The organism is Anaeromyxobacter paludicola (genome assembly GCF_023169965.1).
Taxonomy (GTDB): domain Bacteria; phylum Myxococcota; class Myxococcia; order Myxococcales; family Anaeromyxobacteraceae; genus Anaeromyxobacter_B; species Anaeromyxobacter_B paludicola.
The window spans coordinates 3,634,193-3,659,876 of record NZ_AP025592.1; the positions used below are offsets into that span (position 1 = coordinate 3,634,193).

The 25,684-nt window shown below is 72.4% G+C and carries 20 protein-coding genes, 1 tRNA gene and 1 CRISPR repeat array; of the genes, 13 read left to right on the forward strand and 8 right to left on the reverse strand.

What is annotated here, in order from left to right; all coding sequences use genetic code 11:
- Window positions 1-8: 8 nt before the first annotated feature.
- Window positions 9-1,046: a zinc-dependent alcohol dehydrogenase family protein gene (locus AMPC_RS16350; protein ID WP_248342483.1), complete on the reverse strand. Its 1,038-nt coding sequence runs from the start codon at window positions 1,044-1,046 to the stop codon at window positions 9-11.
- 206 nt (window positions 1,047-1,252) lie between these two features.
- Here AMPC_RS16350 and AMPC_RS16355 point away from each other — a divergent pair, with 206 nt between their 5' ends.
- From AMPC_RS16355 to cas2e, 9 genes are all read left to right on the forward strand, one after another.
- Window positions 1,253-2,161 (forward strand): LysR family transcriptional regulator, encoded by a 909-nt coding sequence (locus AMPC_RS16355; protein WP_248342484.1) that lies wholly within the window; start codon window positions 1,253-1,255, stop codon window positions 2,159-2,161.
- 288 nt (window positions 2,162-2,449) lie between these two features.
- Complete coding sequence (cas3, locus tag AMPC_RS16360) at window positions 2,450-5,176, forward strand: CRISPR-associated helicase Cas3' (protein ID WP_248342485.1); 2,727 nt, start codon at window positions 2,450-2,452, stop codon at window positions 5,174-5,176.
- A gap of 4 nt (window positions 5,177-5,180) precedes the next feature.
- Window positions 5,181-6,806 carry a type I-E CRISPR-associated protein Cse1/CasA gene (gene casA / locus AMPC_RS16365; protein WP_248342486.1) on the forward strand — a complete coding sequence of 542 codons (1,626 nt, stop codon included), beginning with the start codon at window positions 5,181-5,183 and terminating at the stop codon, window positions 6,804-6,806.
- The gene (gene casB / locus AMPC_RS16370) at window positions 6,806-7,318 is read left to right on the forward strand and encodes a type I-E CRISPR-associated protein Cse2/CasB (RefSeq protein WP_248342487.1); all 513 of its coding nucleotides are present in this window, start codon (window positions 6,806-6,808) and stop codon (window positions 7,316-7,318) included. Before casA ends, casB begins: the two co-directional genes overlap by 1 nt.
- A 42-nt stretch (window positions 7,319-7,360) precedes the next feature.
- Complete coding sequence (gene cas7e / locus AMPC_RS16375; protein ID WP_248342488.1) at window positions 7,361-8,398, forward strand: type I-E CRISPR-associated protein Cas7/Cse4/CasC; 1,038 nt, start codon at window positions 7,361-7,363, stop codon at window positions 8,396-8,398.
- Between the two features lie 3 nt (window positions 8,399-8,401).
- Window positions 8,402-9,208, forward strand: coding sequence for a type I-E CRISPR-associated protein Cas5/CasD (gene cas5e, locus AMPC_RS16380; RefSeq protein WP_248342489.1), 807 nt, complete (start codon window positions 8,402-8,404; stop codon window positions 9,206-9,208).
- Entirely contained in the window at window positions 9,189-9,926 is a 738-nt protein-coding gene (gene cas6e / locus AMPC_RS16385) for a type I-E CRISPR-associated protein Cas6/Cse3/CasE (protein ID WP_248342490.1), read from the forward strand. The genes cas5e and cas6e overlap by 20 nt, the downstream gene beginning before the upstream one ends.
- A gap of 48 nt (window positions 9,927-9,974) precedes the next feature.
- Window positions 9,975-10,838, forward strand: coding sequence for a type I-E CRISPR-associated endonuclease Cas1e (gene cas1e, locus AMPC_RS16390; RefSeq protein ID WP_248342491.1), 864 nt, complete (start codon window positions 9,975-9,977; stop codon window positions 10,836-10,838).
- Window positions 10,819-11,145: a type I-E CRISPR-associated endoribonuclease Cas2e gene (gene cas2e / locus AMPC_RS16395; protein WP_248342492.1), complete on the forward strand. Its 327-nt coding sequence runs from the start codon at window positions 10,819-10,821 to the stop codon at window positions 11,143-11,145. The genes cas1e and cas2e overlap by 20 nt, the downstream gene beginning before the upstream one ends.
- Before the next feature lie 77 nt (window positions 11,146-11,222).
- Window positions 11,223-13,263: a CRISPR direct-repeat array (repeat unit 29 nt; unit sequence CCGTTCCCCGCGCACGCGGGGATGAGCCG).
- A gap of 218 nt (window positions 13,264-13,481) precedes the next feature.
- Here the strand turns inward: cas2e and AMPC_RS16400 are convergent.
- Window positions 13,482-13,557: transfer RNA gene (locus AMPC_RS16400), tRNA-Gly, on the reverse strand.
- Between the two features lie 115 nt (window positions 13,558-13,672).
- Between AMPC_RS16400 and AMPC_RS16405 the strand changes: the two genes are divergently transcribed.
- The gene (locus AMPC_RS16405; RefSeq protein WP_248342493.1) at window positions 13,673-14,362 is read left to right on the forward strand and encodes a molybdopterin-dependent oxidoreductase; all 690 of its coding nucleotides are present in this window, start codon (window positions 13,673-13,675) and stop codon (window positions 14,360-14,362) included.
- 10 nt (window positions 14,363-14,372) lie between these two features.
- On the opposite strand, the gene AMPC_RS16410 is transcribed toward AMPC_RS16405, so the two are convergent.
- The 5 genes from AMPC_RS16410 to prfA form a co-directional block, all read right to left on the reverse strand.
- The gene (locus AMPC_RS16410; protein ID WP_248342494.1) at window positions 14,373-14,753 is read right to left on the reverse strand and encodes a zf-TFIIB domain-containing protein; all 381 of its coding nucleotides are present in this window, start codon (window positions 14,751-14,753) and stop codon (window positions 14,373-14,375) included.
- 90 nt (window positions 14,754-14,843) lie between these two features.
- The gene (gene hisG / locus AMPC_RS16415; RefSeq protein WP_248346348.1) at window positions 14,844-15,527 is read right to left on the reverse strand and encodes an ATP phosphoribosyltransferase; all 684 of its coding nucleotides are present in this window, start codon (window positions 15,525-15,527) and stop codon (window positions 14,844-14,846) included.
- 26 nt (window positions 15,528-15,553) lie between these two features.
- Entirely contained in the window at window positions 15,554-16,816 is a 1,263-nt protein-coding gene (gene murA, locus AMPC_RS16420) for a UDP-N-acetylglucosamine 1-carboxyvinyltransferase (RefSeq protein ID WP_248342495.1), read from the reverse strand.
- A 25-nt stretch (window positions 16,817-16,841) separates the two neighbouring features.
- Entirely contained in the window at window positions 16,842-17,687 is an 846-nt protein-coding gene (gene prmC, locus AMPC_RS16425) for a peptide chain release factor N(5)-glutamine methyltransferase (RefSeq protein WP_248342496.1), read from the reverse strand.
- Window positions 17,688-17,871: 184 nt separating this feature from the next.
- Entirely contained in the window at window positions 17,872-18,987 is a 1,116-nt protein-coding gene (gene prfA, locus AMPC_RS16430) for a peptide chain release factor 1 (protein ID WP_248342497.1), read from the reverse strand.
- A 67-nt stretch (window positions 18,988-19,054) separates the two neighbouring features.
- On the opposite strand from prfA, the gene AMPC_RS16435 reads away from it, so the two are divergent.
- Window positions 19,055-20,371 carry an amidohydrolase family protein gene (locus AMPC_RS16435; RefSeq protein ID WP_248342498.1) on the forward strand — a complete coding sequence of 439 codons (1,317 nt, stop codon included), beginning with the start codon at window positions 19,055-19,057 and terminating at the stop codon, window positions 20,369-20,371.
- A 73-nt stretch (window positions 20,372-20,444) separates the two neighbouring features.
- On the opposite strand, the gene aceA is transcribed toward AMPC_RS16435, so the two are convergent.
- Entirely contained in the window at window positions 20,445-22,697 is a 2,253-nt protein-coding gene (gene aceA / locus AMPC_RS16440) for an isocitrate lyase/phosphoenolpyruvate mutase family protein (RefSeq protein ID WP_248342499.1), read from the reverse strand.
- A 217-nt stretch (window positions 22,698-22,914) separates the two neighbouring features.
- Between aceA and AMPC_RS16445 the strand changes: the two genes are divergently transcribed.
- Window positions 22,915-24,312 (forward strand): cation:proton antiporter, encoded by a 1,398-nt coding sequence (locus AMPC_RS16445; protein WP_248342500.1) that lies wholly within the window; start codon window positions 22,915-22,917, stop codon window positions 24,310-24,312.
- On the forward strand, window positions 24,309-25,637 hold the full coding sequence (locus AMPC_RS16450) for a cation:proton antiporter (protein ID WP_248342501.1): 1,329 nt from the start codon (window positions 24,309-24,311) through the stop codon (window positions 25,635-25,637). Before AMPC_RS16445 ends, AMPC_RS16450 begins: the two co-directional genes overlap by 4 nt.
- Window positions 25,638-25,684: the final 47 nt, after the last annotated feature.

The following is a 25,684-nucleotide window of genomic DNA, read 5'->3' on the forward strand; positions in this document are numbered from 1 at the left end:
TCGCGTAATCATTCGGGCGTGACCATCACCTTGATCGCCTCTCGCGCGTTCATCGCGCGGTAGCCATCCGGCACTCCGTCGAGCGACACGGTGCGGTCGAAGACGCGTCCCGGGTTGATCCGCCCCTCGAGGACGTCCGGCAGCAGCTCGTCGATGTAGGCGCGGACGGGAGCCGGCCCGCCGCCGACGGTCACGTTCTTGTAGAAGGTCGGCAGGGCGCCGGGGGTGGCCTCGTAATGCGGCACCCCGACGCGGCCGACGGCTCCCCCGGGGCGAGCGATCTCGACCGCCGTCGAGGTGGCATCGCCGGTGCCGACGCACTCGAGCACCGAGTGCGCGCCGTGGCCGCCGGTGAGCTGCCGGACGCGCTCGACGGCCTCAGGTCCGCGTTCCGTGACGGCGTCGGTCGCGCCGAGCTCACGCGCGAGCGCCAGACGGTCGGGTCGGTGGCCCAGGATGATGATCTGCTCGGCGCCGATACGCTTCGCGGCGATGACACCGCACAGGCCGACCGCGCCGTCGCCGACGACGGCGACGCGCTTCCCCGGCGCGACGCGCGCAACGACCGCGGCGTGGTGGCCGGTGCCCATCACGTCGGACAGGGTGAGGAGCGAAGGCATCCGCGCGTCGTTCTCGGTGACGTCGAGCGGGTAGAGGGTCCCGTCGGCGAACGGGATCCGGAGCGCCTGCGCCTGCGCGCCGTTCAGACCCCTGTTCCCGACGAACCCGACGTGAACGCATGCGGTCGGCAGCTTCTCCCGGCAGAACTCGCAGGTGCCGTCGGAGATCGCGAATGGCATCACCACGACCTGACCGCGCTTGACGGCGCGAACGTCCCTTCCGACCGCCTCCACCACGCCGATGGCCTCGTGGCCCATGCTCTGGCCTCGCTCGTTCTTCGGCATGTCGTTGTACGGCCAAAGGTCGCTGCCGCAGATGCAGGCGCGGACCACGCGAAGGATGGCGTCCGTCGGCTCGACGAGGGTGGGATCGGGGACGTTCTCGACGCGGACATCGCCGGCGCCGTACATGATCGTTGCGCGCATCGCTCAGGCCTCGCTGTGCTCGAGACTCGCCCGCGTGACCGAACGGTCGCGCCCGGCGTGGAGCAGATATACGGGCGGGGGCGCCGGCGCCGGTAGACGCGCCGGGCCTGACAGGCTGTTGAGCCAACCTCAACAACGTGCGCGCTCCGTGCGATGATGGGCGCGCGAGAGGCACCGGCGGAGCCAGTGGTGGGGAGAACCTGCGCATGAACACCGTCCCGTTCGTCCCGCTGCAGACGTTCCTGGCCGTGGCGCGGTTGCGGAGCTTCAGTGCCGCCGCGCGCGAGCTGGGCGTGACGCGCTCCGCCGTGAGCCACGCCGTCCAGCAACTCGAGGGTCAGCTTCGCGTGCCGCTGTTGAGCCGGACGACGAGGAGCGTCTCGGTGACGGAGGCGGGCCGGCGTCTGGTGGAGAGCGCGGGGCCGGCGATCGGGGAGGTCCTGACCGCGCTCGGCGAGGCCTCCGCGAAGCCCGGCGAGGCCGTCGGGCGCCTGCGGCTGTCGGTGCCGCAGGCGGCGCTTCCGTTCGTCATCGACCCAGTGGTCCCGACCCTCCGCGAGCGTCACCCGCGCGTCGAGGTCGAGGTCGTCGTCGAACAGCGCCTCGTCGACATCGTAGCCGAAGGCTACGACGCCGGTGTGCGGCTCACCGAGGCGATCGAGCGCGACATGGTCCAGGTGCGCCTGACGGATCCGTTCCGGTTCCTCGTGGTGGGCTCGCCCGAGTACCTGTCGCGACGCGGCACCCCGCAGCGTCCACAGGACCTGCTGCGTCACGAGTGCATCAACCTGCGATCGCCGACGACGGGCGCGCTCTATGCCTGGGAGCTCGAGAGGGGTCGCAAGTCGTGGCGCGTCCCGGTGCGCGGTGGGATCGTCACCACCGATGAGAAGGTCGCCCTCTCCATGGCGTCGGGAGGAGCGGGGTTGGCGTATGCGTTCGAGCCGGTCGCGAGGGAGCACCTGCAAAGCGGTCGCCTGGTGCCCGTCCTCGAGGAGTACGCAGCGACGGTCCCCGGGTACTTCCTCTACTTTCCCAGTCGTGCACAGCGGTCGGCACCCCTGCGGCTCTTTGTCGAGGCGGCCCGCGAGCTCGCCGTGCGACAGGCGAAGTGAGCACGCGCGATGCTCCGCTGCTGGGACCGAAGGTCCCGGGCAAAATACGGCCAAAACTCTGTTGCTTCTACCGGTTGAGACTGCCGGGGGACGTCAGGACACCGTATCCGCCTTTCGGTCGGTGTCCACTTGGCCGGATCAAGCCCATACCCAGCCGCCGAGCCCGAGGGACAGCTTCGGGCGGCCGAAACCGAAAACGCATGACGCCTGCCGCAATGCAGGTGGCTCGCTTTCTTGGCATGTCCGGGGTCTGGAGTAGCCTCTCTCGATTCGAAGGGGGGCCGTGGGGTGAGCGGATTCTTCGATTATTGGGGGAAGGCCGGAGCGGAAGGCGAGGGGCGGGTTCACCTGCTCCCCTTCCACGGGTTCGACGTCGCCGCTGTCGGCGCCGAGATCCTCGATCGGGATACGGCCCTGTTGCCGCGAATGGCCCACCTCTCGGGCTTCCGAGCAGAGGACCTCCGCTCGGCGATCCCCTTCGTCCTCGCGCTGCACGACCTCGGTAAGTTCGCAGAGCCCTTCCAGGATCTGATGCCTGATCTTGTGCGAGAGCTGCAAGGCCCGCGGGCGGCGCGCGTGTGCGCCGTTCACCATTCGAGCCTCGGGTACCAGCTCTGGCGGAGCTGGGCCACGCTGCGACCCGCACCCGACGAGGCGCAACTCCTCTGCCAGCTGCACCAGGTCGAGCTCGCTGGGGGCGCTCGTGGCCACAGGGACTTGGGCGACCTGATGCAGCCCTGGATGGCCGCGGTCCTGGGTCACCACGGCAAGCCGCCGGAAGAGGGCACGCTCGGCCCCGGGATCCTGCAGGCGCACCCGGCTTACCGGAGCCGCCGAGACGCAACGGCCTTCGCGCTGGCAGCGAGGAAGTTGCTCGCGCCCGCACCCCTGCGCGGCTCGGAGCCGGATTTCGAGAAGCAGCTCCAGCGGATGCGCCGCTCTTCTTGGTGGCTCGCCGGCTTCGCCATCCTCTGCGACTGGATCGGCTCCGACACCGACTTCTTCCAGCCGCAGCGGACCGAGATGGACCTGGCCGAGTACTGGCAGCGCGCCAGGACCTCGGCCGCGCGCGCGGTCGAGCACAGCGGGCTGGGCCGAAGCACGCCTCGGGCGTATGCGGGCGTGGAGCACCTCTTCCCGCAGATCGCCGCGAGTCCAAGTCCGTTGCAGGGGGCGGCGGCCACCATAGAGATCGGCGATGGCCCGCAGTTCTACGTTCTCGAGGACCTGACCGGTTCCGGGAAGACGGAGGCCGCGCTCATTCTCGCCCACCGGCTCCTCGACGCCGGCCGAAGCGACGGGATCTTCTTCGCCCTGCCGACCATGGCGACCGCCAACGCGATGCACCGCCGGGTCGAGCCGCTCCTGAACAAGCTCTTCAAGGGGGAGCCGTCCTATCTCCTCACCCACAGCGGCCCTCGCCTGACCTGCAAGGATCGGATCGCGCTCGGTCAGCGCTCGGCAGACGACGCGGCGGGCGAGGAAGAGGCGGCCGCGACCGCCAGCGCCTGGCTCGCGGACGGGAGAAAGAAGGCGCTGTTGGCCGAGCTGGGCGTAGGCACCATCGACCAGGCGCTGCTCGCCGCTCTCCAGAGCAAGCACGCCGCGTTCCGGCTCCTGGGATTGCACCGGCACGTGCTCGTCGTGGACGAGGTCCACGCCTGCGACGTCTACATGCTCCGGGTGCTCTGCGGATTGCTCCGCGCACACGCGGGGCTCGGCGGGAGTGCCATACTCCTCAGCGCCACGCTTCCGCTCGAGCAGCGGAGGCAACTCGCCCGGGCGTTCGCCGAAGGTGCCGGTGCGCACGGGGCGGAGTTGCCGACCAGCGAGGAGTATCCGCTGCTCACCGCCTGGTCCGGGGATCGGGTGCAGGAGCGGGCCGTGGCGGCGCGGAACGGCGCGCCGCGCACGCTCCCGATCGTGTTCCGCCGCTCGGTCGCGGAGGTCGTCGCGCGGCTCACCGAAGCGGCCCGGGCCGGGCGGTGCGCCTGCTGGGTGAGGAACAGCGTGGCGGACGCAGTGGAGGCGCGCGACCTCCTGGCCGCGATCCTGGGCGAAGACGCGGTCACCCTGTTCCACGCGCGCTTCGCCCTCGGGGACCGCCTTCGAATCGAGGACGCCGTCTTGGCCAGGTTCGGGACCGGCGGCGAGGCCGCCCAGCGGTGCGGCCGGGTCGTGATCGCGACGCAGGTGATCGAGCAGTCGCTCGACGTCGACTTCGACGTGCTCGTGTCGGATCTCTGTCCCATCGACCGGCTGATCCAGCGGGCGGGCAGGCTCCAGCGCCACGCCCGAGCGGACCTCGACCGGGATCCGCCGGCCCTCGAGGTCCTCGCCCCGCCCTGGTCCGAAGACCCGTCTGCGGGCTGGCTCTCGGCTCCGTTCCAGCGCACTGCGGTGGTCTACCCCGACCCCGCGGTCCTCTGGCGCACGCTGCGCGAGCTCAAGAATCGCCAACAGTTCGCACTGCCCGGCGAGGCGCGCGCCCTGGTCGAGGCGGTGTTCGGATCCGACGAAACGCCTGCGGCGCTGATGCCCAGATCCGGCCAGGCCGTGGGGAAGCAGCTTTCCCAGGCTTCAGTCGCACAAGGGGCGGTCCTGTGCCTCGACCTCGGGTACCTGCGTCAGGGGATGGACTGGTCGAGCGAGGCCCACACGCCCACCCGCCTCGGGGAGCCGACCGTGACCGTGCGCCTCGCCCGGGCCGAAGCGGCCGCGCCCTGGCTCGATGGCGTGGCGCGACATCTCCAGTGGCCCTTGAGCCAGTTGAGCGTCACACGGCGGCTCGTCGCGCGTCCATCTCCGGATGAAGCCGACCTCGTTGCGCAGCTCGAGCGGACCCAGCCGTTCGTGGGCGATGACATCGTGACGGTGCCGCTGCGGCTTCAGGGGGATGGCACCTGGACAGGACGCGCGGTGGCCGAGAGAGGCCCGCCCGAGAACCCCCGCGAAGTCCCCGTCCAGATCCTCTACTCGCCCGTTCGCGGGCTGTCGGTCATCCAAGGAGCGTGAGCACGTGGCCTACAACCTGATCGACGAGCGCTGGATCCCCGTGCTCCGTCGCAGCGGCAAGGTGGAGATGATCTCGCCCGCCCAGGTGGTCGAGAGGGAGGACCCTCCGCTCCGCATCGCCAGCCCTCGGCCGGACTTCGATGGGGCGCTCCTCGAGTTTCTCATCGGCCTCTTGCAGACCGCGGGCGCGCCAGCGACCGAGCGCGAATGGGAAGACGCGCTCGAGAGCCCGCCCGGCGTGGGCCAGCTCAAGAGCAGGCTGGACGCCGTCCGGGGGGCGTTCTTCCTCGACGGGGACGGGCCGAGATTCATGCAGGATCTTACTGTCGCGCAAGACCCCCGGGTCGCTCGGCTCCCTATCGGCGCGCTCCTCATCGACAGGATCGGAGAGGAAGGGCTCAGCGACTCCCCGACGCTCTTCGCCAAGCCAGGCTTGTTCGACTCCCTGAGCCTTCCAGCAGCTGCGGCCAGCCTCATGGCGCTACAGACCTACGCCCCGGCGGGCGGAAGGGGGCAGTTCACCTCGCTGCGAGGGGGCGGCCCTCTCACGACGCTGATACTCGGGGAGACCCTCTGGGCGACAGCGTGGCTCAACGTGCTGCCGAGGCGCGAGTTCGAGGCTCGTGTTCCGGGAGATGCGACGCTCACGTCGGACGCGGCCATCTTCCCTTGGATGGAGAAGACGCGCCGGGGCGATACGCCGCCGAGCAGCGTTCATCCCCTTCAGCACTTGTGGGGACTGCCACGCCGCTGCCGCCTGGAGATCGCCCAGTCGGACGAGGAGCCATGCGCCGTCTACGGCGCACAGGCCGGCCCGGCAGTCCGAGGCTACGTCGGCCGGCCAGAGGGGATGAGTTACGACGGGGACTACCGCCATCCGTGGACGCCGTACTCCTACAGTAAGCCGGGCGAGCCCTGGAATCCGAAGAAGGGAAGCGCCGACGGTCTGCCGTACCGCGACTGGCCCCTGCTCGTCACTGGGAGCGAGAAGCGCCGTCCGGCAACAGTCGTCAGCTACTTCGCCTCGACTCACCGTCGCGCGTTACTCGGCGGCGTCGCGCGACTCGTGGCGTTCGGATACGCGATGGACAACATGAAGCCGCTGCGCTGGTGCCGAGCAGAGACCCCGCTCGTCACCGTCGATGAGCAGCTCGCGCCAATGTTCTCCGGGCAGGTGGAGAAACTCGTTGAGGCGAGCGAGGAGGTCCGGAAGACCCTGGCGGCGCAGGTGCGCGCCGCCCTGAGCGATCGACCGGCGGACCTCGACGTCTTCGACCAGGTGAACCCGGCCTTCTGGTCCGCCACCGAACCTGCCTTCTTCCGGACGGTACATGCGGTCAAGGCGGAGCTCGAGGCGGGGAAGACTGCCGACGAGCCGAAACAGGCCTGGCTGTCGAGCTTGCACGACTCCGCCCTCGCCCTGTTTGACCGCTTCACCGGCTCCTCGGCGGACCTCGCGGCTCCCGACCTTCGGCGGGTCGTGCTTGCCCGGCACAGCCTGATCCACTTCACGAGCCCGGACGCGACGAAGCTGCGAAAGCTGCTCGGGCTCTCCACCCCGAACGAACCTACCCCGAAGGCGCCGCGCGGGAAGAGCGCGAGCCGTCGCCCCACCCAGGAGAGCGTCTGATGAGTGAACAGCAGGCTGCATCTACACCCGAGGAGCAGCGCTCGACCCTCTGGCGGTGGTGGAAGTCCCTCGACGAGGACCGCGCCGGACGCGCCGAGCTGCGGCGCTGCGGCACCCCGGCTGAAGTGGCATTCGCGCCCGCCTACCACGCACTGCTGCGCCGCCTCGGCTCGCGCCTCGGCGAGGACGACGCGCGCCGGGTGGCAGCCGTGGCCGCGATCCTGGCGCACGTGGAACGAGAGCCGACCCAGGAGGTCTCGCTGGCTCGCCAGATGGGAACCCCCAAGGCCGAGGGGCAAGGGCCGGTGATCGGCGACAGCCACTTCCGCCACATCCTGCGCGAGGAGGATCCGGAGGTGATCATGCGTGAGGTCATCCGGGTGGTCCGCCAGCTCGACCGGTGTGCCGCGGTCGACCGGCTCTTCAAGGACCTCATGAGCTGGAACGAGCGCACCCGAGTCCGCTGGGCGCAGGACTTCTATGAGGCCGCGCCGCTGACCGAGAAGAAGTGACCCCAACACCGCCCTCTCAACCGCCCTGAACCGGAGACACACATGCCCACCACCTTCGTCCAGCTCCACTTCCTCACCCCCTACGCGCCGTCCAACCTGAACCGCGACGACCTCGGCCGGCCCAAGACCGCGCTGTTCGGCGGCAGCCAGCGGCTCCGTGTGAGCTCGCAGAGCCTCAAGCGCGCCTGGCGCACCTCCGATGCGTTTGCGGCGGAGCTGTCCGAGCATCTCGGCATCCGCACCAAGCGGTTCGGGGAGCTGGTGCTTCCGGTCCTCACGAGGGGGCTCGGCGAGAAGCAGGCCTCCAAGGTGGCGAGCCAGCTCGCCGAAGTGTTTGGCGCGGTGAAGGATTCGGGGCTCCGCACCGAGCAGCTCGCCCACATCAGCCCGGACGAGAAGAGGGAGCTCGAGTCGCTCGCCGCGAAGTTGGCCGAGGAGAAGCGCGCGCCGACCGAGGAGGAGCTGGAAGGGTTGCTCGGGCTGAGCGGAGGCGCCGCCGACATCGCGCTCTTCGGCCGGATGCTCGCTGCCAAGGCCAAGTTCAACGTCGAGGCGGCTTGCCAGGTCGCGCACGCCCTCTCGATCCACAAGGTCGCGCTGGAGGACGACTACTTCACAGCGGTGGACGACCTCAAGGGCGCGGAGGAGGACGCCGGCGCGGGCCACGTGGGCACGCAGGAGTTCGCCTCGGCGGTGCTGTACCACTACGTCTGCATCGACAGGAACCTCCTCTCCGAGAATTTCGGGGGCGACGAGGCGCTGGTCACGCGGACGCTGCGCGCGCTCGGCGAGGCGTGCCTCACGGTGGCGCCGAATGGGAAGCAGAACAGCTTCGCCGCGCGCTCGCGGGCGCACTTCGCTCTTGCGGAGAAGGGGCCCGCCCAGCCGCGCTCTCTGGCCTCCGCCTTCCTCCGGCCGGTCACGGGTGACGACCTGCTCGCTTCCGGCGTGGCGGCCCTGCAGCAGACGCGGGCGCAGCTCGATCGCGTCTACGGTGACGCGGCGAGCTCCTGCTCCTTCGACGTCGCGGCGGGTGAGGGCACCAAGTCCGCGCTGCTCGACTTCCTGTCGACCCCCTGAGCCATGCCATCGTTCCTCTGTTTCCGCCTGCACGGGCCGCTCGCCTCCTGGGGAGAGATCGCCGTTGGCGAGCGACGCCCATCCGCGCCGCACCCCTCCCGGTCCGCCGTGCTCGGGATATTGGCGGCGGCGCTCGGGGTGCGCCGAGATGACTCGGACGCCTGGGGATCCCTCGACGCGGGGATCGGCTTCGCGTCCCGGACCGAGGCGCCGGGCCAGTTGCTCGTCGACTTCCACACCGCCCAGGGGCCCGGCGAGAAGCTGCTCCGGGCCGATGAGCGAGAGGCCAGGAAGCGAAAGGCCCCGTGGCACCGCCCCGCCACGAGGAAGGAAGAGCTCGCCTTCGCCCGCGCCGACCTCGACACGTTGCTGAGCAGTCGCCAGTACCGGCTGGATGCGCTCTGGACGGTGGCCCTCTGGGCGAAGGAGGGCGCTGCGCTACCCTGGTCGATCGACGCGATGAGGGATGCTTTGCGCCGCCCGACGTTCGTCCCGTACCTGGGTCGGAAGAGCTGCCCGCTCGACGTACCTCTGGAGCCGCAAGTCGTGGAGGCGCCGGATCCGGTGACTGCGATCGCCTCGGCCGGGTTCGGGACGGACGAGCTGCTGGCTATGGTGATCGCCGGCGGGCGCGGAAGCGCCACGGTGCAGTGGGAGGGCGCCTGGCCGGGCCTCGCCCCTGAGCAGACGGTCCGGCGCCGTGACCGGGTGCTGAGCAGGAGCCGCTGGCAGTTCACGGAGCGGGAGGAGCACCAGAAGGCGTGGAGCGCCGCGCCCGAGAAAGGAAATCATGTTCCTGAGCAGGGTTGAGCTGGACGCGCGCGCGGCGGAGCACGAGGAGTTCTGGCGCGAGGTGTCGAGTCCCTACGGCTCGCACCAGGCTATTTGGAAGCTCTTGTCGCGCTCGGCCGATCAGAAGCGGGACTTCCTCTACCGGGCCGAGGAGTCCTCGCGGCAGCCCACCTTCCTCGTCCTCTCGGCCGCGCCCCCCGCCGCCCACGGGAACGGGATGTGGCGGGTCGAGTCGAAGGAGTTCGCACCTGCGCTGAAGGAAGGGCAGCGGCTCGCGTTCAGGCTCCGAGCGAGCCCGGTAGTGCGCAGAGGCAAGCGCGTTCCGGAGAGGAAGAACCGGAAGGTCCAACGGCACGACGTGGTCATGGATCTCGCCAAGCGCCTCGAGTCCGAGGGGCGACCGGTCCCGCCGGAGCCGGTGCTGGTTGGCGAAGCGGGCACCGCTTGGCTGATCTCCCAGGGCGAGCGCGCCGGGTTCAAGCTCGCCACGACGACCATCGAGGAGCTCGCGGACGATGGGCTTTTCGAGAACCGCGAGCGGCCCTCCCTGCGGGTCGGCGGGTACCGGCAGCACCGGATCCTGCGACGCGGCGAGCAGCCGGTTCGCTTCAGCACCCTCGACTTCGAAGGTGTACTGGAAGTGACCAATCCGGCAGCGTTCCTCGCGAGAGTGGCCCAAGGGTTCGGACCCCAGAAGGCCTTCGGCTGCGGGTTGATGCTGCTCCGGAGGGCGTGAGTGCTACCTCCGCCGGGGCCCATCCAGCTCAAGGAGCGGGTCTCGCTCGTGTTCCTGGAGTACGGGAACCTCGACGTCCTCGACGGCGCCTTCGTGCTCGTGGACAAGAATGGCGTCCGCACGCACATCCCGGTGGGCAGCGTTGCCTGCATCATGCTCGAGCCCGGCACCCGGGTCTCGCACGCGGCCATCGCCCTGGCCGCCCGGGTCGGAACGCTGCTCGTGTGGGTGGGGGAGGCGGGGGTCCGTCTCTATGCCGCCGGCCAGCCCGGGGGTGCCCGGAGCGACCGGCTCCTGTACCAGGCGCGACTGGCGCTCGACGAGGAGCTCCGGCTGAAGGTCGTTCGCAAGATGTACGCGCTCCGGTTCGGAGAGGAGCCGCCGGCCAGACGCAGCGTCGAGCAGCTTCGTGGCATCGAAGGCGCTCGGGTGCGCGAGACGTACAAGCAGCTCGCGCGCAAGTACGGCGTCGAGTGGGTGCACCGCGAATACGACGCGTCCACCTGGGAGTCTGGCGACATACCCAACCGATGCCTGAGCGCCGCGACCGCCTGCCTCTACGGCATCACCGAGGCGGCGGTGCTGGCGGCCGGGTACGCGCCTGCGATCGGATTCATCCACACCGGCAAGCCGCTATCGTTCGTCTACGACATCGGCGACATCGTGAAGTTCGAGACGGTGGTACCGGTGGCGTTTGCCCAGGCGGCGAAGCTCCCGTTCGATCCGGAGCGCGCGGTGCGCCTGGCGTGTCGCGACGTGTTCCGCCAGTCGAAGCTGCTCGAGAGGATGATTCCGCTGATCGAGGAGGTCCTCGAGGCGGGCGGGATCCAGCGGCCGGCAGCCGGTGCGGACCAGGTCCCGCCGGCCATCCAGGACCAGAAAGGCCTGGGCGATGCTGGTCATCGTGGTTGAGAACGTCCCGGACCGGCTCCGCGGTCGATTGGCGTGCTGGCTCCTGCAGGTGAGGGCGGGGGTGTACGTCGGCGACGTGTCGAAGCGCGTGCGACAGATGCTCTGGGATCAGGTGGAAGCCGGCCTCGATGGCGGCAACGCCGTCGCAGCCTGGAGCGCGCCCAACGAGTCTGGCTTCGATCTGGCCACGGCCGGTGCGAACCGGCGAGTGCCGGTCGATTTCGACGGGCTGAAGCTAGTGGCTTTCTCGCCAGAGGTGGTTTTGGCGGAGCGAGGCGCTGCTTCAACGCCGGGGAAGCGGCGCTGAACGTCCGTCACCGAAATGCTTCGGTGAGCTAGCTCTTTGACATCAAACCCATACAATGACGTGACTTTTGACGAAGTCCGTTCCCCGCGCACGCGGGGATGAGCCGCGCCGGGTCGCGCGCGGCGTCTGCCCCTGCTGCCGTTCCCCGCGCACGCGGGGATGAGCCGGCAGCGGCGGCAGTCGCAGCCGGGAACGGGCTCCGTTCCCCGCGCACGCGGGGATGAGCCGGCGCTGAACGACTCGCGCGGTGAACACCCGCGCCGTTCCCCGCGCACGCGGGGATGAGCCGTGAGGCCCTGAGCCGTGACCCCCGGCACCCCCCCGTTCCCCGCGCACGCGGGGATGAGCCGGCTGGAACCCAGACCGTCTGGCACGAGCGGGACCGTTCCCCGCGCACGCGGGGATGAGCCGCCCTCCTGCCGTCCCGGCCAGCGGCGAGGGCACCGTTCCCCGCGCACGCGGGGATGAGCCGCGCATCACGATCAACGGGCCGGGCACGCTGCGCCGTTCCCCGCGCACGCGGGGATGAGCCGGTGGCTGGAAGCCTCTGGGCGGGTAACGCGGCCCGTTCCCCGCGCACGCGGGGATGAGCCGTACCGGCCGAGCTCGGAGCGGAACATGGTCACCCGTTCCCCGCGCACGCGGGGATGAGCCGGCGGTCTTGGAGCCGGTGACATCGATCACCAGCCGTTCCCCGCGCACGCGGGGATGAGCCGCTCTCCGGGACCGGCCTCGGCGACGAGATGATCCGTTCCCCGCGCACGCGGGGATGAGCCGGTCGGCAACAGCGTGTGCCCGCCGATCGCCGCCCGTTCCCCGCGCACGCGGGGATGAGCCGTTCGGGGCGACCGTCACGCAGTAGCTACCGGCCCGTTCCCCGCGCACGCGGGGATGAGCCGCTGGAGGGCGAGGCGGGTAGGGCGATGCGCGACCGTTCCCCGCGCACGCGGGGATGAGCCGCTGGAGGGCGAGGCGGGTAGGGCGATGCGCGACCGTTCCCCGCGCACGCGGGGATGAGCCGCTGGCCGCGACCACTAGCCGTGTTTTTCGGCCCCGTTCCCCGCGCACGCGGGGATGAGCCGCAGAAGAGCAGCCCGAGCCGCTCGGCCGAGCGCCGTTCCCCGCGCACGCGGGGATGAGCCGTCACCAGGGCGCCGCGCCCGGACGCGCCGGCCCCGTTCCCCGCGCACGCGGGGATGAGCCGGGAGACGGAGCGATCCGCGAAGCCAGGGGTGACCGTTCCCCGCGCACGCGGGGATGAGCCGAGGATGCTCTCGATGGCCTGCGCGCTCGCGCGCCGTTCCCCGCGCACGCGGGGATGAGCCGCGCGGGAAGATCAAGCAGAAGGCCGGGACCGACCGTTCCCCGCGCACGCGGGGATGAGCCGAGCCGCCGCTTCGTGAGAGCCGCCCTCGACGGCCGTTCCCCGCGCACGCGGGGATGAGCCGATCGACGGGACGAACGCTCAGATCCACATCACCCGTTCCCCGCGCACGCGGGGATGAGCCGACCCCCGCCGAGTCGAAGACGCTGCCGCGCTGCCGTTCCCCGCGCACGCGGGGATGAGCCGCACTACCGGGCCGTGCAGTCCGCCCCGGCTGACCGTTCCCCGCGCACGCGGGGATGAGCCGTCGTTCACCGCCGGACTCGCGGGCGTGGCCTCCCGTTCCCCGCGCACGCGGGGATGAGCCGGTCAAGCTGCACCGCACGATCTCGCGGCCCTCCCGTTCCCCGCGCACGCGGGGATGAGCCGACGTTCTCCGCCGGACTCTCCGGGCGCGGCCCGTTCCCCGCGCACGCGGGGATGAGCCGCTGTCGCGGTACGCGGCGTGGCCCGTGCCGCGCCGTTCCCCGCGCACGCGGGGATGAGCCGGTGATCTCGGGCGCGCTCAAGTCGAAGGTCCGCCGTTCCCCGCGCACGCGGGGATGAGCCGGTGTGCCGCACGTTCACGTTCTCGCCGGACCGCCGTTCCCCGCGCACGCGGGGATGAGCCGCGAATTGCGCTATGCAGCGCGCGGCACGGCTCCCGTTCCCCGCGCACGCGGGGATGAGCCGGTGAGATTGGCGGTGGCGAGCTCCGCCCGCCGACCGTTCCCCGCGTACCCAGGGATGGCCCGGCGCTGCGCACTCGACCATAGCCATGGACCTCGCGGGAGGCTCTGGCCGGGTCCGGCCACGCGGGTACAGTCGAAGACCCAGTTGCCTGCGCAGCTGGCCGGCGCTCCGCACTCTTGTAATTGCAGACGCGCTGCAGCCCGCTGCGAAAAGGTTGCCCAGAAGGTTGCCCAGAAACGACAAGGGGTCCCGCTTTGGCAGCGGAACCCCTTGATATTCTTGGAGCGGGAAACGGGATTCGAACCCGCGACCCTCAGCTTGGGAAGCTGATGCTCTACCAACTGAGCTATTCCCGCGCGACGGCTCCCTTTCTGCCGTGAACGACCCCCGGAGTCAAGGAAGAGCGCGCGCCCCGCGAGGGCGCGGCGCGGGAGCCGCTGCGGCGGCCCGGGAGGGCGTTAGAGTCGGGGCATGGACGAGTCCGAGCTCCGCCGGCTGGAGGCCTCGCGCGCCGCGCTCCTGGCCCGCTTCGCCGAGAAGATGCGCGCCACCCCGTCGCTCGCCGACCCGGCGCCGAAGGGCGAGGGGCCGCGCAACGCTCACGGGATGCCGAGGATGCCGGTGCAGCAGGGCGAGCAGGACGAGCTCATCCCGATGGACCTGGGCCGGGTGCCGGCGGTGGCGATGGACCGCTGGAAGCTCACCGTGGACGGAGCGGTCGAGGCGCCGGTGACGCTCGGCTTCGAAGACCTCCTCGCCCTCCCGCAGGAGGACCGCACCGCCGACTTCCACTGCGTCACCGGCTGGAGCGTGCTGGGGCTCTCCTGGCGCGGCGTGCCGGTCTCGACGCTGCTCGCGCTCGCCCGCCCCACCGCCGAGGCGACGCACGCGATGTTCCACTCCCACGACGGCTACTCCACCAACCTCCCGCTCGAGGAGGCGCTCAAGGACGACGTCCTCCTCGTCCACGCGCTCGGCGGCGCGCCGCTCACGGCGGAGCTCGGCGGCCCGGCGCGCGTGATCACGCCGCAGCTCTACGCCTACAAGGGCGCGAAGTGGGTGAACCGGATCGAGCTCCTCACCCAGGACCGGCGCGGCTACTGGGAGATCCGCGGCTACTCCAACACCGCGTACCCCTGGCGCAACGATCGGGAGTGGTGACGGTAAACGCCTACTTCTTCGAGAAGGCCTTGAAGAAGTCGACGATCTCCTTCGCCGCCTGCTTCCACTCGATGGTCTCGGCGATCTCGTCCTCGTCCGGGCCCTCGAGCCAGATCCCGCCGCAGCTCTCGCAGGTGTCGTAGTGGAGCGACTTCCGCTCGCCGCCCTCGATGGCCACGAGGTCCACGTTGCACGCGGGGCACATGCCCGCGATCTCGTCCGGGTTGACCCAGCCGCCGAGCGCCGACAGCGCGCGCAGGTTGTGGTGCAGCAGCACGCGGTTCAGGTCGGCGGCGTCGATCCAGAGCCCCCCGCAGTCGGGGCAGCGCTGGGCCGTGTTCTCATCACCGCTGATCTCGGCCATCTCGACGTTGCACCGAGGGCAATCCATCTGAAGTCGGTTCTCCTTGGGACCTTGGGAGCTGCGGGGGGTGAGGGGGTTTACCGGACTGTGGATGATAGGCGGGAAGGTGCGCCAGGATCAACCTTCTCGGGGCGACGGCCGGCAGGCCTCCCGGAGGGCCGCCACCAGCAGGCGGAGCCGCTCCGGGTGGAGCTTCAGCGCGACCCGGTTCACCACCAGCCGCGCCGACACCGGGAGCACCGACTCCTCCACCTCGAGGCCGTTGGCGCGCAGGGTCTCCCCGGTCTCGGTGATGTCCACGATGGCGTCGGCGAGGCCGAGCGACGGGGCCACCTCGATCGAGCCGTGCAGGGCGATCACCTCGGCCGGCAGCCCCTTCTTCGCGAAGTGGGCGGCGGCGAGGCTCACGTACTTGGTGGCGATCCGCGGCGTGACGCCGCGCGGCAGGGGCTTCGCGCCCCGGGGCCGCGCCACGATCACCTCGCAGCGGCCGATGCCGAGGTCGAGCGGCTCGTAGAGATCGCGCGGCTCCTCGCGGAGCACGTCGAGGCCGACGATGCCCACCTGCGCCGCGCCGTGCTCGACGTAGCTCGCCACGTCGGCGGCGCGGATCGAGATGAAGCGGAGCCCGACCTCGGGCGCGTCGGCGAAGAGCTTGCGGGTCTTGCCGAGGAGCGCCTTGGGCGAGACGCCGAGGGCGCTCTCGAACAGGAGCGACGCCTCGTCGGTGAGCCGGCCCTTGGGGACCGCCACCGTCAGGAGCGGGCCGTCGGCGAGCGCGGTGCGGGCCCGGCGGGCCAGCTCCCGGTTGGACGGCAGGCGATCGGTCACGCGGGCACCCTCCGGATGCGCGCCCCCAGGGGCGCGAGCTTCTCCTCGAGCCGCTCGTAGCCGCGGTCGAGGTGGTAGACGCGCTGGATCTCGGTCTCGCCCGCGGCGTCCAGGCCGGCGAGCACCAGCGCCGCCGAGGCGCGCAGGTCGCTCGCCATCACCGGCGCGCCGGAGAGGCGCGGCACGCCCTTCACCACCGCGGTCTTGCCGTCCACGGTGATGTCGGCGCCGAGCCGGCGGAGCTCGAGCACGTGCATGAAGCGGTTCTCGAAGATGGTCTCGGTGATGACCGACGACCCGTCGGCCACCGCGGCGAGCACCATCACCTGCGCCTGCATGTCGGTGGGGAAGCCGGGGTGCGGCAGGGTGCGGACGTTGAACGGCCTGGGCCGCCCCTCGCCGCGCACGCGAAGCCCGCCCTCCACCGGCTCGAGGTGGGCGCCCGCCTCGCGCAGCTTCTCGAGCAGCGCGGCGAGGTGCGACGGGTCGCAGCCCTTCACCACCACGTCGCCGCGGGTGAGCGCGCCGGCGACGAGCAGCGTGCCGGCCTCGACGCGGTCGGGGATGACGGTGTGCCGGAGCGGCCGGAGCGTCTCCACGCCCTGGATCCGGATCTCGGTCCGGCCGGCGCCCTCGATCTTCGCCCCCATCTCGTTGAGGGCGAGCGCGAGGTCGGCCACCTCGGGCTCGCGGGCGCAGTTGCGCAGCACCGTCTCGCCCTCCGCGAGCACGGCCGCCATGAGGGCGTTCTCGGTGCCGGTGACGGTCTGCAGGTCGAAGACGAACTCGGTCCCGCGCAGCCGCCCGCCGGGCACCGTCGCCTCGACGTAGCCGTGCTCGATCGCGATCTCGGCGCCCATCGCCCCGAGCACCTTCAGGTGCTGGTCGATGGGGCGCGCGCCGATGGCGCAGCCGCCCGGCAGGGAGACTCGCGCCTTCCCCCACCGCGCGAGGAGCGGCCCCAGCACCACCACGCCCGCGCGCATGGTGCGGACGAGGTCGTAGGGGGCCTCGGGCTTCAGGTCGGGCGGGACGCGGATGTGGACGGTCCGGCCGTCGCCGCGCTCCGCCGTGCAGCCCATGTGGCGCAGGATGCGGCCGAGCGTGCGCACGTCGGCCAGGTCGGGGACGTTGTGGACGACGTGGTCGCCCTCGGCGAGCAGGGCCGCGGCCACCACGGGCAGGGCGGCGTTCTTGGCGCCGGAGACCTCGACCGTGCCGCGGAGCGGGACGCCGCCTTCTACGATGATCTTGTCCATCTGGTTCTCTCGGGAAAGCGGGCCCTTATACCATCACCGCCACGGCGAGGCGCGGCAGGCCGGCGAGGTCCTTGCGGAGCTCCACCTCGGCGAAGCCGGCGGCGCGGCACAGGGCCGGGAGCGACTCGGCGTGGCTCTCGTGCAGCTCGACGAGGAGGGTGCCCCCGGGCGCGAGCCGGCGCGGCGCCTCGGCCACGATCCGGCGCGCCACCGCGAGCCCGTCCGCGCCGCCGTCGAGCGCGAGCGCGGGCTCCTGGCGGACCTCGCGCGACAGCCCGGCGAGCTCGCCGGTCGGGACGTAGGGCGGGTTCGAGGCGATGACGTCGAAGCGGCGCTCCGGGGGCACCGGGGCGAAGAGGTCGCCCTCGAGGAGCTCGACCGAGGCGCCGAGCGCCGCGGCGTTCGCCCGGGCCACCGCCAGCGCGTCGGGCGACAAGTCCACGGCGGTGACGCGCGCCCCCGGCCGCTCGAGCGCGAGGGTGATGCCGACGCAGCCCGTCCCGGTGCAGAGGTCGAGTGCGGCGCCGCCCTCGGGCAGCGCCGCGAGCGCCGCCTCGACCAGCAGCTCGGTCTCGGGGCGGGGCACGAGCACGCGCCGGTCGACGGCGAACGGGCGGCCGTAGAACTCCCGCCGGCCCACGAGGTAGGCGGTCGGCTCGCCGGCGGCGCGCCGCTTCACCAGGGCGCGGAAGGCGGCCAGCTCGGGCTCGCCGAGCGGCTTGTCGAAGTCGAGGTAGAGCCGCACCCGGTCGCAGCCGAGGGCGTGCGCGAGGAGCACCTCGGCGGTGAGGCGCGGCGCGTCCACGCCGCCCCGGGCGAAGAAGCCCTGGGTCCAGGCGAGGAGCTTGAGGGGGGTCCAGGTGTCCTTCATACCGGGGGAATGAGGCCCCCCCGGGCCCCCCGCTCGCTTCGACCCAGCCTCATCCGGCTGGGCCTGCGCTCGCCGCTGCACAACGCTGGGACGACGCCGCCCTGGCCCGCCGCCCCCTCCCTGACCCTCCCCCGCTCGCGCGGGAGAGGAGAGGAGGGGCGCTCGCAGGCGCCCCGTTCCGTCGTCACGCCCGCCGCTCCACCGCGCCCGGCTGCTCCGCGCGCGACGCCTCGCGCAGCGCCTCGGCGGCGTAGTAGGTCCGGCAGGCGTCCACGAGATCCTGCACGTCGCCGTCCATCACCGCCGGCAGGTTGTGGCGCGTGTAGTTGATCCGGTGGTCGGTGAGCCGGTCCTGCGGGAAGTTGTAGGTGCGGATCTTCTCGGAGCGGTCGCCCGAGCCGACCTGGCTCTTGCGGGCGGCGTCGCGCGAGCTCTTCTGCTTCTCGAGCTCCATCTCGAAGAGCTTCGCCCGCAGCATGCGCATCGCCATGTTGCGGTTCTTGAGCTGGCTCTTCTCCTGCTGGCACTTCACGATCACGCCGGTCGGCTTGTGGGTGAGGCGCACCGCCGAGTCGGTGGTGTTCACGCTCTGCCCGCCGGAGCCGGTGGAGCGGAACACGTCCATCTCGATGTCGGCCGGGTTGATCTGGATGTCGATGTCCTCGGCCTCGGGCATCACCGCCACGGTGACCGTGGAGGTGTGGATGCGCCCCTGCTGCTCGGTGGCCGGCACGCGCTGCACGCGGTGGACGCCCGACTCGTACTTGAGGGCCGAGTAGACCGAGTCGCCGCTGATGTTGACGAGCGCCTCCTTGATGCCGCCGAGCGCGCCGGGCGAGGTGTCGGCGATCTCGCTCTTCCAGCCGTGGCGCTCGGCGAAGCGCAGGTACATGCGGAGCAGCTCGGCCGCGAAGAGCCCCGCCTCGTCGCCGCCGGCGCCGGCGCGGATCTCGAGGATGACGTCCTTGTCGTCGTTCGGGTCGCGCGGGACGAGGTAGGTCTTGAGCTCCTCCTCGGCGGCGGGCATGCGCGCGCGCAGGGACGCGAGCTCCTCGCGGGCGAGCTCCCGGATCTCGGCGTCCTTCTCGCCGAGCAGCGCCTCGTTGTCCTCGATCTCCCGGAGCGCCTGGCGGTAGGCGCGCAGCGCCAGCACGGTCGGCTCGGTCGAGGCGCGCTCCTTCGCGACCTTGCGGAAGCGGTCGCCGTTCGAGGTGACCGCCGGGTCGGAGAGCAGGGCGGTCAGCTCCTCGTAGCGCTGCTCGATCGACTCGAGCTTCTTCAGGATCTCCGGTGAAAGCATGGGCGCTTTATACCCGAAAACCGGAATGTGGACCGGCCGGGGGAGTCCGGTGAATATGGAGGGCTCGATGCCGCCTCGCCTCGTCGTCCGCGACGCCCTGGTCGCCACCCCCGCCGCCCTGCTGGAGCGGGCCACGGTCGTGGTCGAGGGGGGCCTCGTGGCCGAGGTCGCGCCGGAGGGGACGAAGGTCGCGGCGCGCCCGGACGACTGGGACGTCGCCGGCGAGGGGCGGCTCCTCGTGCCGGGGATGGTGGACGCCCACACGCGCCTCGCCGTGGGGGCCCTCGGCCGCCTGGCCGGGCTCCCGGCGAGGAGCCCCGAGAGCGAGGCCGAGTACCGTCACCGGCTCCGGGCGCGCATCGAGGACCGGCTCGACGCCGCGGCGGTGGAGGCGCTGACCGCGGCCGGCGCCCTGGCGGCGCTCCGGGCCGGGGTCACCTGCGCCTGCGACCTCGTGCGCGGGGCGGCCGGCGACGAGGAGCGCACCCTGCCGGCGGCGGCCGCGGGGGTGCGGCGGGTGGGGCTCCGGGCGTCGCTCGCCTACGGCCCCACCGACCGGCGCGGCGGCGGCTCGGGCCGGGCCGGGGTGGCGGCCTCGGCCGCGTTCGCCGCCCTCTCGCGCGGCGACCCGCTCGTGCGCGGGGTGATCGGGATCGACGGGCTCTGCGAGCTCGGCCGCTCGAGCATCGAGGCGGCCGGCGAGCTCGGCGGGGAGCACGGCCTCCACGCCTGCCTGGCCGAGGACGAGGAGGACGTGGCCCACGCCTTCGGGATGTCGGGGCTCCACCCGGTGGCGCTCGTCGGCAGCTGCGGCGGGCTCGGCCCGGGCGCGGTGATCGCGCGCGACGCGGCGCTCACGAGCCGCGAGGTCACGCTCCTCGCCGACACCGGCTCGTGGCTCGCGCTCTCGCCGCGGGCGGCGCTCTTCTGGGGCGGCGAGTTCCCGCCGCTCGGCTACATCGCGGCGGCCGGCACGCCGATGGCGTTCGGCACGGACGGGCTCTTCCCGGACGTCGCCGGCGAGGCGCTCGCCGCGGCGATGTGCCTGCGGATGGCGGAGCACCGGGCCACGGCGTCGGGCGACGTGGTCACGAAGGAGATCTGGCCGGGCGGCGGGCACGTCGCCTCGCGCCTGTTCGGCGTCGGGCTGGGCGAGATCGCGCCCGGCGCGGCGGCGGACCTGGTCCTCCTCGACTGGCGCCCCCCGGCCCCGCTGCCCGACCTGCTCGCCGGCGACCTCGCCATGCTCCACGCCGGCGCCCCCGCCGCCTGGGCGATCGTGAACGGCGAGGTGCGCCTGCGCGAGGGGCACCTCCTCGGCGGCGACGAGCGCGAGATCGCCGCCAAGGCGCGCGAGGCGGCGGCCCGGGTGCTGGCGGCGTAGGCGCCGCGCGGCGCCGCGGTGACCCCCTCCCTGGCCCTCCCCCGCTTCGCGGGAGAGGGGAGGAGGGCGCCCCTCACTTCCTCGCGATGAACGCCTGCAGCGCCGCCCGATCCGGGCCGACCAGCTCCTTCACCCGGGCCCGGTCCACGTCGGCGACGATGATCTCGCCGACCTCCTGGGCCACCGAGCGGAAGAGCCCCTCCGCCCGCATCCCCTCCGCCTGCCGCTCGTTGTCGGGCGTCGGCGTGACGTAGTGGGCCGAGTCCACCTTGTAGCGGTGGAACAGGTAGAGCTGCACGAGCGTCATGAGCCGCTTGCGCCGCAGCGCCAGGTCGAAGTTGTTCTGGTCGCGGATCGAGAGGATGCTCCGGCCGCGGCGGTCGTGGATGCTCGCGAAGGTAACGTCCAGCTTCTTCTCGCCGTCCGCCGAGAGGAGCGACAGCTCGAGCAGGTCCGAGCCGGCCGACACCGGCTTGAGCGCCACCCGCAGCTTGCCCGGCACGCCGTGCTGCTTCCGCCAGAGGTCGAGCCACTCCTCGAGGAGCTTCGGCGGCACCTCGGTCTGCACGAGGTGCTGGTGCTGCGTCGAGCCCTGGCCCATCGCCTTGGTGGTGGCGGTGCGGCCGGTGATCGACATGAGCGCGGCGTCGCCCCGCGGCCCGCCCACCAGCGTCTGCGGCGTCTTGTAGCCCGACTCGAGCAGGCGGAACTTCCGCTGCAGCCGCGCCAGGGCCAGCATGCCGTCCTGGCGGAGCGCCGTCGCGAACTCCTCCGAGGCGAGCCCGTCGATCTGGTGGCCGCCGTAGGTGATGAAGTCGAAGACGTAGCCCATCTTCCCGAGCTCCTCGGGGAAGCGGCGCATCTGCGCGTCGTCCATGCCGGTGGTGTCCCAGTTGAAGGACGGCGAGAGGTTGTAGGCGAGCATCTTGTCCGGGAAGACGGCGTGGATGGCGTCGGCGAACCGCTTCGCGTCCTTCAGGTCGGCGGTCTTGGTCTCCATCCAGAGCAGGTCGGCGAAGGGCGCCGCGGCGAGCGACTTGGCGATGGCGTAGTCGATGCCGCCGCGCACCTGGTAGTAGCCGTCGGGCGTCTTGGCGTGCTCGCAGTCCCAGGTGACCTGCACGCCGATGGCCCGGGCCTTCTCCCGGATCCGGTAGAAGGGCGCGCGCGCCGCGAAGGCCATCCACTCGTCCCGGCTCATCGAGGGGGGATCGCCCTCGGCGGCGCGGAAGGCGATGGCGTTGCCCACCGCCTCGGCGTAGGTGCAGACCCCGGCCTCCGCCTGCCAGGCGTCCACGAAGCCGTTGAAGACCCGGTCGAGCGCCGCGTCCACCGCGCCGAGCGCCCCCTTCTTCAGATCCGCCGCCGCGGCGGCGATCTTCTGGTCGAAGCCGGCGCGGACGAGCCAGGCGTCGGCGGCGGCGTACTCCTCGTCGCAGAGGGCGTAGAGCCGGTGCCCGCTCAGCTCCTCCACGCCGGCCGCCTGGAAGCGGCGCAGGATGGCGAGGAAGGCCGCCTTGAAGGTGGGGAGCGTGACGTGGGTGGCGCCGAGGATGAACGGCTGGTCGCGGTCGTCGCCGCGCCCGTCGAGCAGCGTGGCCGACTCGGCGTCGGTGCGGGCCACGATGATCCCCGGCACGCCCATGAGGTCGAGCTGGAACCGGGCCGCGGAGAGCCGCTTCAGCTGCTCGTCCTCGGAGACGAGCACCTTGCCGCCCTGGTGGCCGCACTTCTTGACGCCCGGCTTCTGGTCCTCGATGTGGTAGCCCGGCACGCCCACCTCGACGAAGCGCCGGACGAGGTTGCGCACCTGGGCGTCGCCGCCGTGGCCGGTGTCGGCGTCGGCGATGATGAAGGGCCGGAAGTCCACCTCCGGCGTGGCGCGGCGCTGCTCCTCGGTCATGCGGGCGCGGGCGTGGAACTGGTTCCTGTCGGCGGTGAGGAGGGCGCGGACGATCGGCGCCGCCTCGTCCGGCACCTGCGAGAGCGGGTAGCTCGCGAGGTCGGGGCCCGGGTCCTCCTGCGCGGAGCCCTTGGCGGAGGTGGCCCAGCCGCCGAGGTAGATGCCCTCGATCCCCATCTTCTTCATCGCCACCGCCTGGCCGGGCGAGTACGGGCCGAAGGTGGTGATGCAGCGCCGCTCGGCGAAGAGCTGGCGGAGCCGCGCGTGGAAGGCCTCGGCCGCGGTCCGGGCCACCGGGTAGTCCGCCGGGATGGTGCCGCGCTGCTCCACCACCTCGCGGGCGGTGTGGACGCGCGTGATGCCCGCGAACCGCGGGCTCTCGAACCAGCGCCGGAGCTCGGCGACCTCGCGCTCGAAATCCATGTCTCCTCCACGTGCGTCGGGGTAGGTGGGCGGCCCTCCCAAGGCGGGCCGGACGCAGGGGGAGTGCTAGCCGGCGCGTTTCGACGCGGCACGTCACGCGAATGGATCCTCCCGTCCGGACTGGTGCTCGAGGGGGATGGCCCGAGCGGGTAGGGCGGGGGCTCGCCCGGTCGCCTGTAGAGCATGTCGGGACGGGACTGCCATATTCCCGCGTCACATGATCCAGCGACGGTGGCTCCGGTTTTCGAGCGCGGCGAAGCTTCTGGTCACAGCGCTCGCCTCCCTGCTTCCCGCGCTCGCCGCCGCCTCCACCGCCCACGCGCCGAGTCCCGTCCAGGACGCGCCCGCGATGGTCATCCGGACCACGCTGGCGGTGCTCTTCCTCGTCGGGCTCGCCTACCTGGGCGGGCACCCGCGGGTCCGGGCCTGGGAGGAGCGGTGGCGGGTGGCGCACGTCGTCACCGCCGGGTTTCCGTTCGTGCTCCTCGGCCTGGCGGCGCGGCACCCGGCGGTCGGCGTGGTGACGGCGCCGGTGCTGGCGCAGCTGGGGACGCTCTTCGGGTTCGCGCTCGGCTGGATCGGGCTCGTGGCCGGGTTCCGCTTCGACCCGCGCCTCCTCGGCGGGCTGCCGCCGGGCGTGGCCGGGATCGTCGGGCTCGCCACCTCGATCCCGTGCGCCTGCGTGGCCTTGCTCACCGGGCTCGCGCTCCTGTCCATCTCCGGCGTCCCCGCCCACCTCCCCACCCTGGCGCGCGACGCCCTCATCCTCGGCACGGCCGGGGCCATGACGGCCAAGACCGGCGCCCGGCTGCTCGGGGCGGCCGAGTCGGCGGGGCTGGTCTCGCGCATCGCCCGCATCGAGGAGCTGGTGGGCGTGCTCGGGCTGGCGGCGGTGGCGGCCTACTTCCGGCCGCAGGCCGGCGGGTGGCAGCTGCCGGGGACGGCCTGGCTGCTGCTGACGGTGGGGCTCGGCGCGGCCGCCGGCCTCCTCATGTACGCCATGCTCTCGACCGCGCGGAGCCGGCCGGAGCTGGTGGTGCTCACGCTCGGCTCGGTGAGCTTCGCCGCCGGCGTGGCCGGCTGCCTGCGCCTCTCGCCCATCGGCGTCACCTTCCTCGCCGGCGCGCTGCTCGCGAACTTCCCGGGCGTCCACCGGGCGGCGCTCGGGGCCGCGCTGCGGCGGCTGGAGCGGCCGGTCTACCTGCTCTCGCTCTTCGCCATCGGCGCGCTCTGGGACCCGTCCGACTGGCGGGGCTGGGTGGTCATGCCGGTGTTCATGGCGGCGCGCCTCATCGGCAAGCGGCTCGGGGCCAACGCCGCCGCGGCGTGGGGCGGGCTTCGGCTCGGTCCCCGCGAGCGCGAGGCGCTCGCGGTCGCGCCCATGGGGCCGCTCGCCATCGCCATCGTGGTGAACGCCCACCTGCTCTACCCGGACCTCGCGAGCTCGCTCATCGCCCCGGCGGTGGTGGGCGGCGGGATCCTGACCGAGGTGGTGGTGCAGCTCGTCACGCGCGGCAAGCTCTCGACGATGGAGCGGGAGGCGGGCGCGGTCGGGCGGATCGCGGCGCCGCGCCCCGCCGCGTCCGCGGCCGGCTCGCGCGAGGCGATCGGATGAACGCGCTCCTGCTGGTGGCCCTGGGCGGGCTCATGCACGCCGCCCGCTCCTTCGGACCGGCGGGGCCCGAGGGCGGCGCGAGCACGCTCCTCGCCTTCGGGTACGTGCTCGTCACCGCGTTCTTCGCCGGCCGGCTCTTCGGCCAGCTCCGGCTGCCCCGGCTCACCGGGTACATCGTGGCCGGGGTGGTCGCCGGCCCCATGGGGCTCGGCCTGCTCTCCCGCGAGATGGTGGGGAGCCTCGACGTCGTCAACGGGATCGCGGTGTCGATGATCGCGCTCACCGCGGGCAGCGAGCTCGAGCTGCGGGCCATCCGCCCGCTGCTGCGGTCGATCCGCTGGATCGCGCTGCTCGGCGTGCTCGGCACGGCGGCGCTGCTCTCGGCCGCGGTCTGGCTCCTGCGGTCGCTGCTGCCGTTCATGGCCCACCTCGCGCCGGCGCAGGCCGCCGCGGTCTCCCTGGTGCTCGGGGTGGTGACGGTGGCCCAGTCGCCCGCGGTGGTGGTGGCGCTGCGCGACGAGCTGCGCGCCGACGGCCCGGTGGCGCGCACCGCGCTCGGGGTGGTGGTCCTCGCCGACCTGATGGTGATCGTCCTCTTCGCCGTCACCTCGACCGTCGCCAAGGCCACCTTCGGCGCCGGCGCCGACGCGGCGCACACCGCGGCGACCCTGGCCTGGGAGATCCTGGGCTCGCTCGGCGCGGGCGCGCTGGTGGGGGTGGTGCTCGCGACCTACCTGCGCAAGGTGGCCGGGGGCGCCCCGCTCTTCGTGTTCCTCACCACGGTGGTGGTCTCCGAGATCGGGCGGCGGCTCCACTTCGATCCCTTGCTGGTGGCGCTCGCCGCCGGGATGCTGGTGCGCAACGCCACCCAGGTGGCCGAGGTCCTCCACCGGGAGCTCCAGCCGTCGTCGCTCCCGGTCTCGATCGTCTTCTTCGCCGTGGCCGGCGCCAGCCTGCACCTCGACGTGCTCGCCACCGCCTGGGTGCCGGCCGGGGTGATCGTGCTCGTCCGCGCGGCCGGGCTGCTCTCCGGGGCCCGCGCCGGCGCCCGCCTCGCCCGCGCCCCGGCGACGGTGGTGAGGTACGCCGGCTTCGGGCTGCTGCCCCAGGCCGGGCTCGCGCTCGCGCTCTCCACCCTGTTCGCGAAGACCTTCCCCGAGTTCGGCGCGGCCGCGAGCGCCCTCACCCTCGGGGTGGTGGCGCTGAACGAGCTGCTCGCGCCCGCGGTCTACCGCGCCGCCCTGGTCCGCGCCGGCGAGGCGGGGCAGGGCGAGTCGCCGGCTCCGGCGGCGGAGGCTCCGGCGCTGGAGCTGCTCCGGCACTGAGGACCGGCCGGACCGCGTCGCCGGGGCGATCGAGGCGCGCCCGAGGC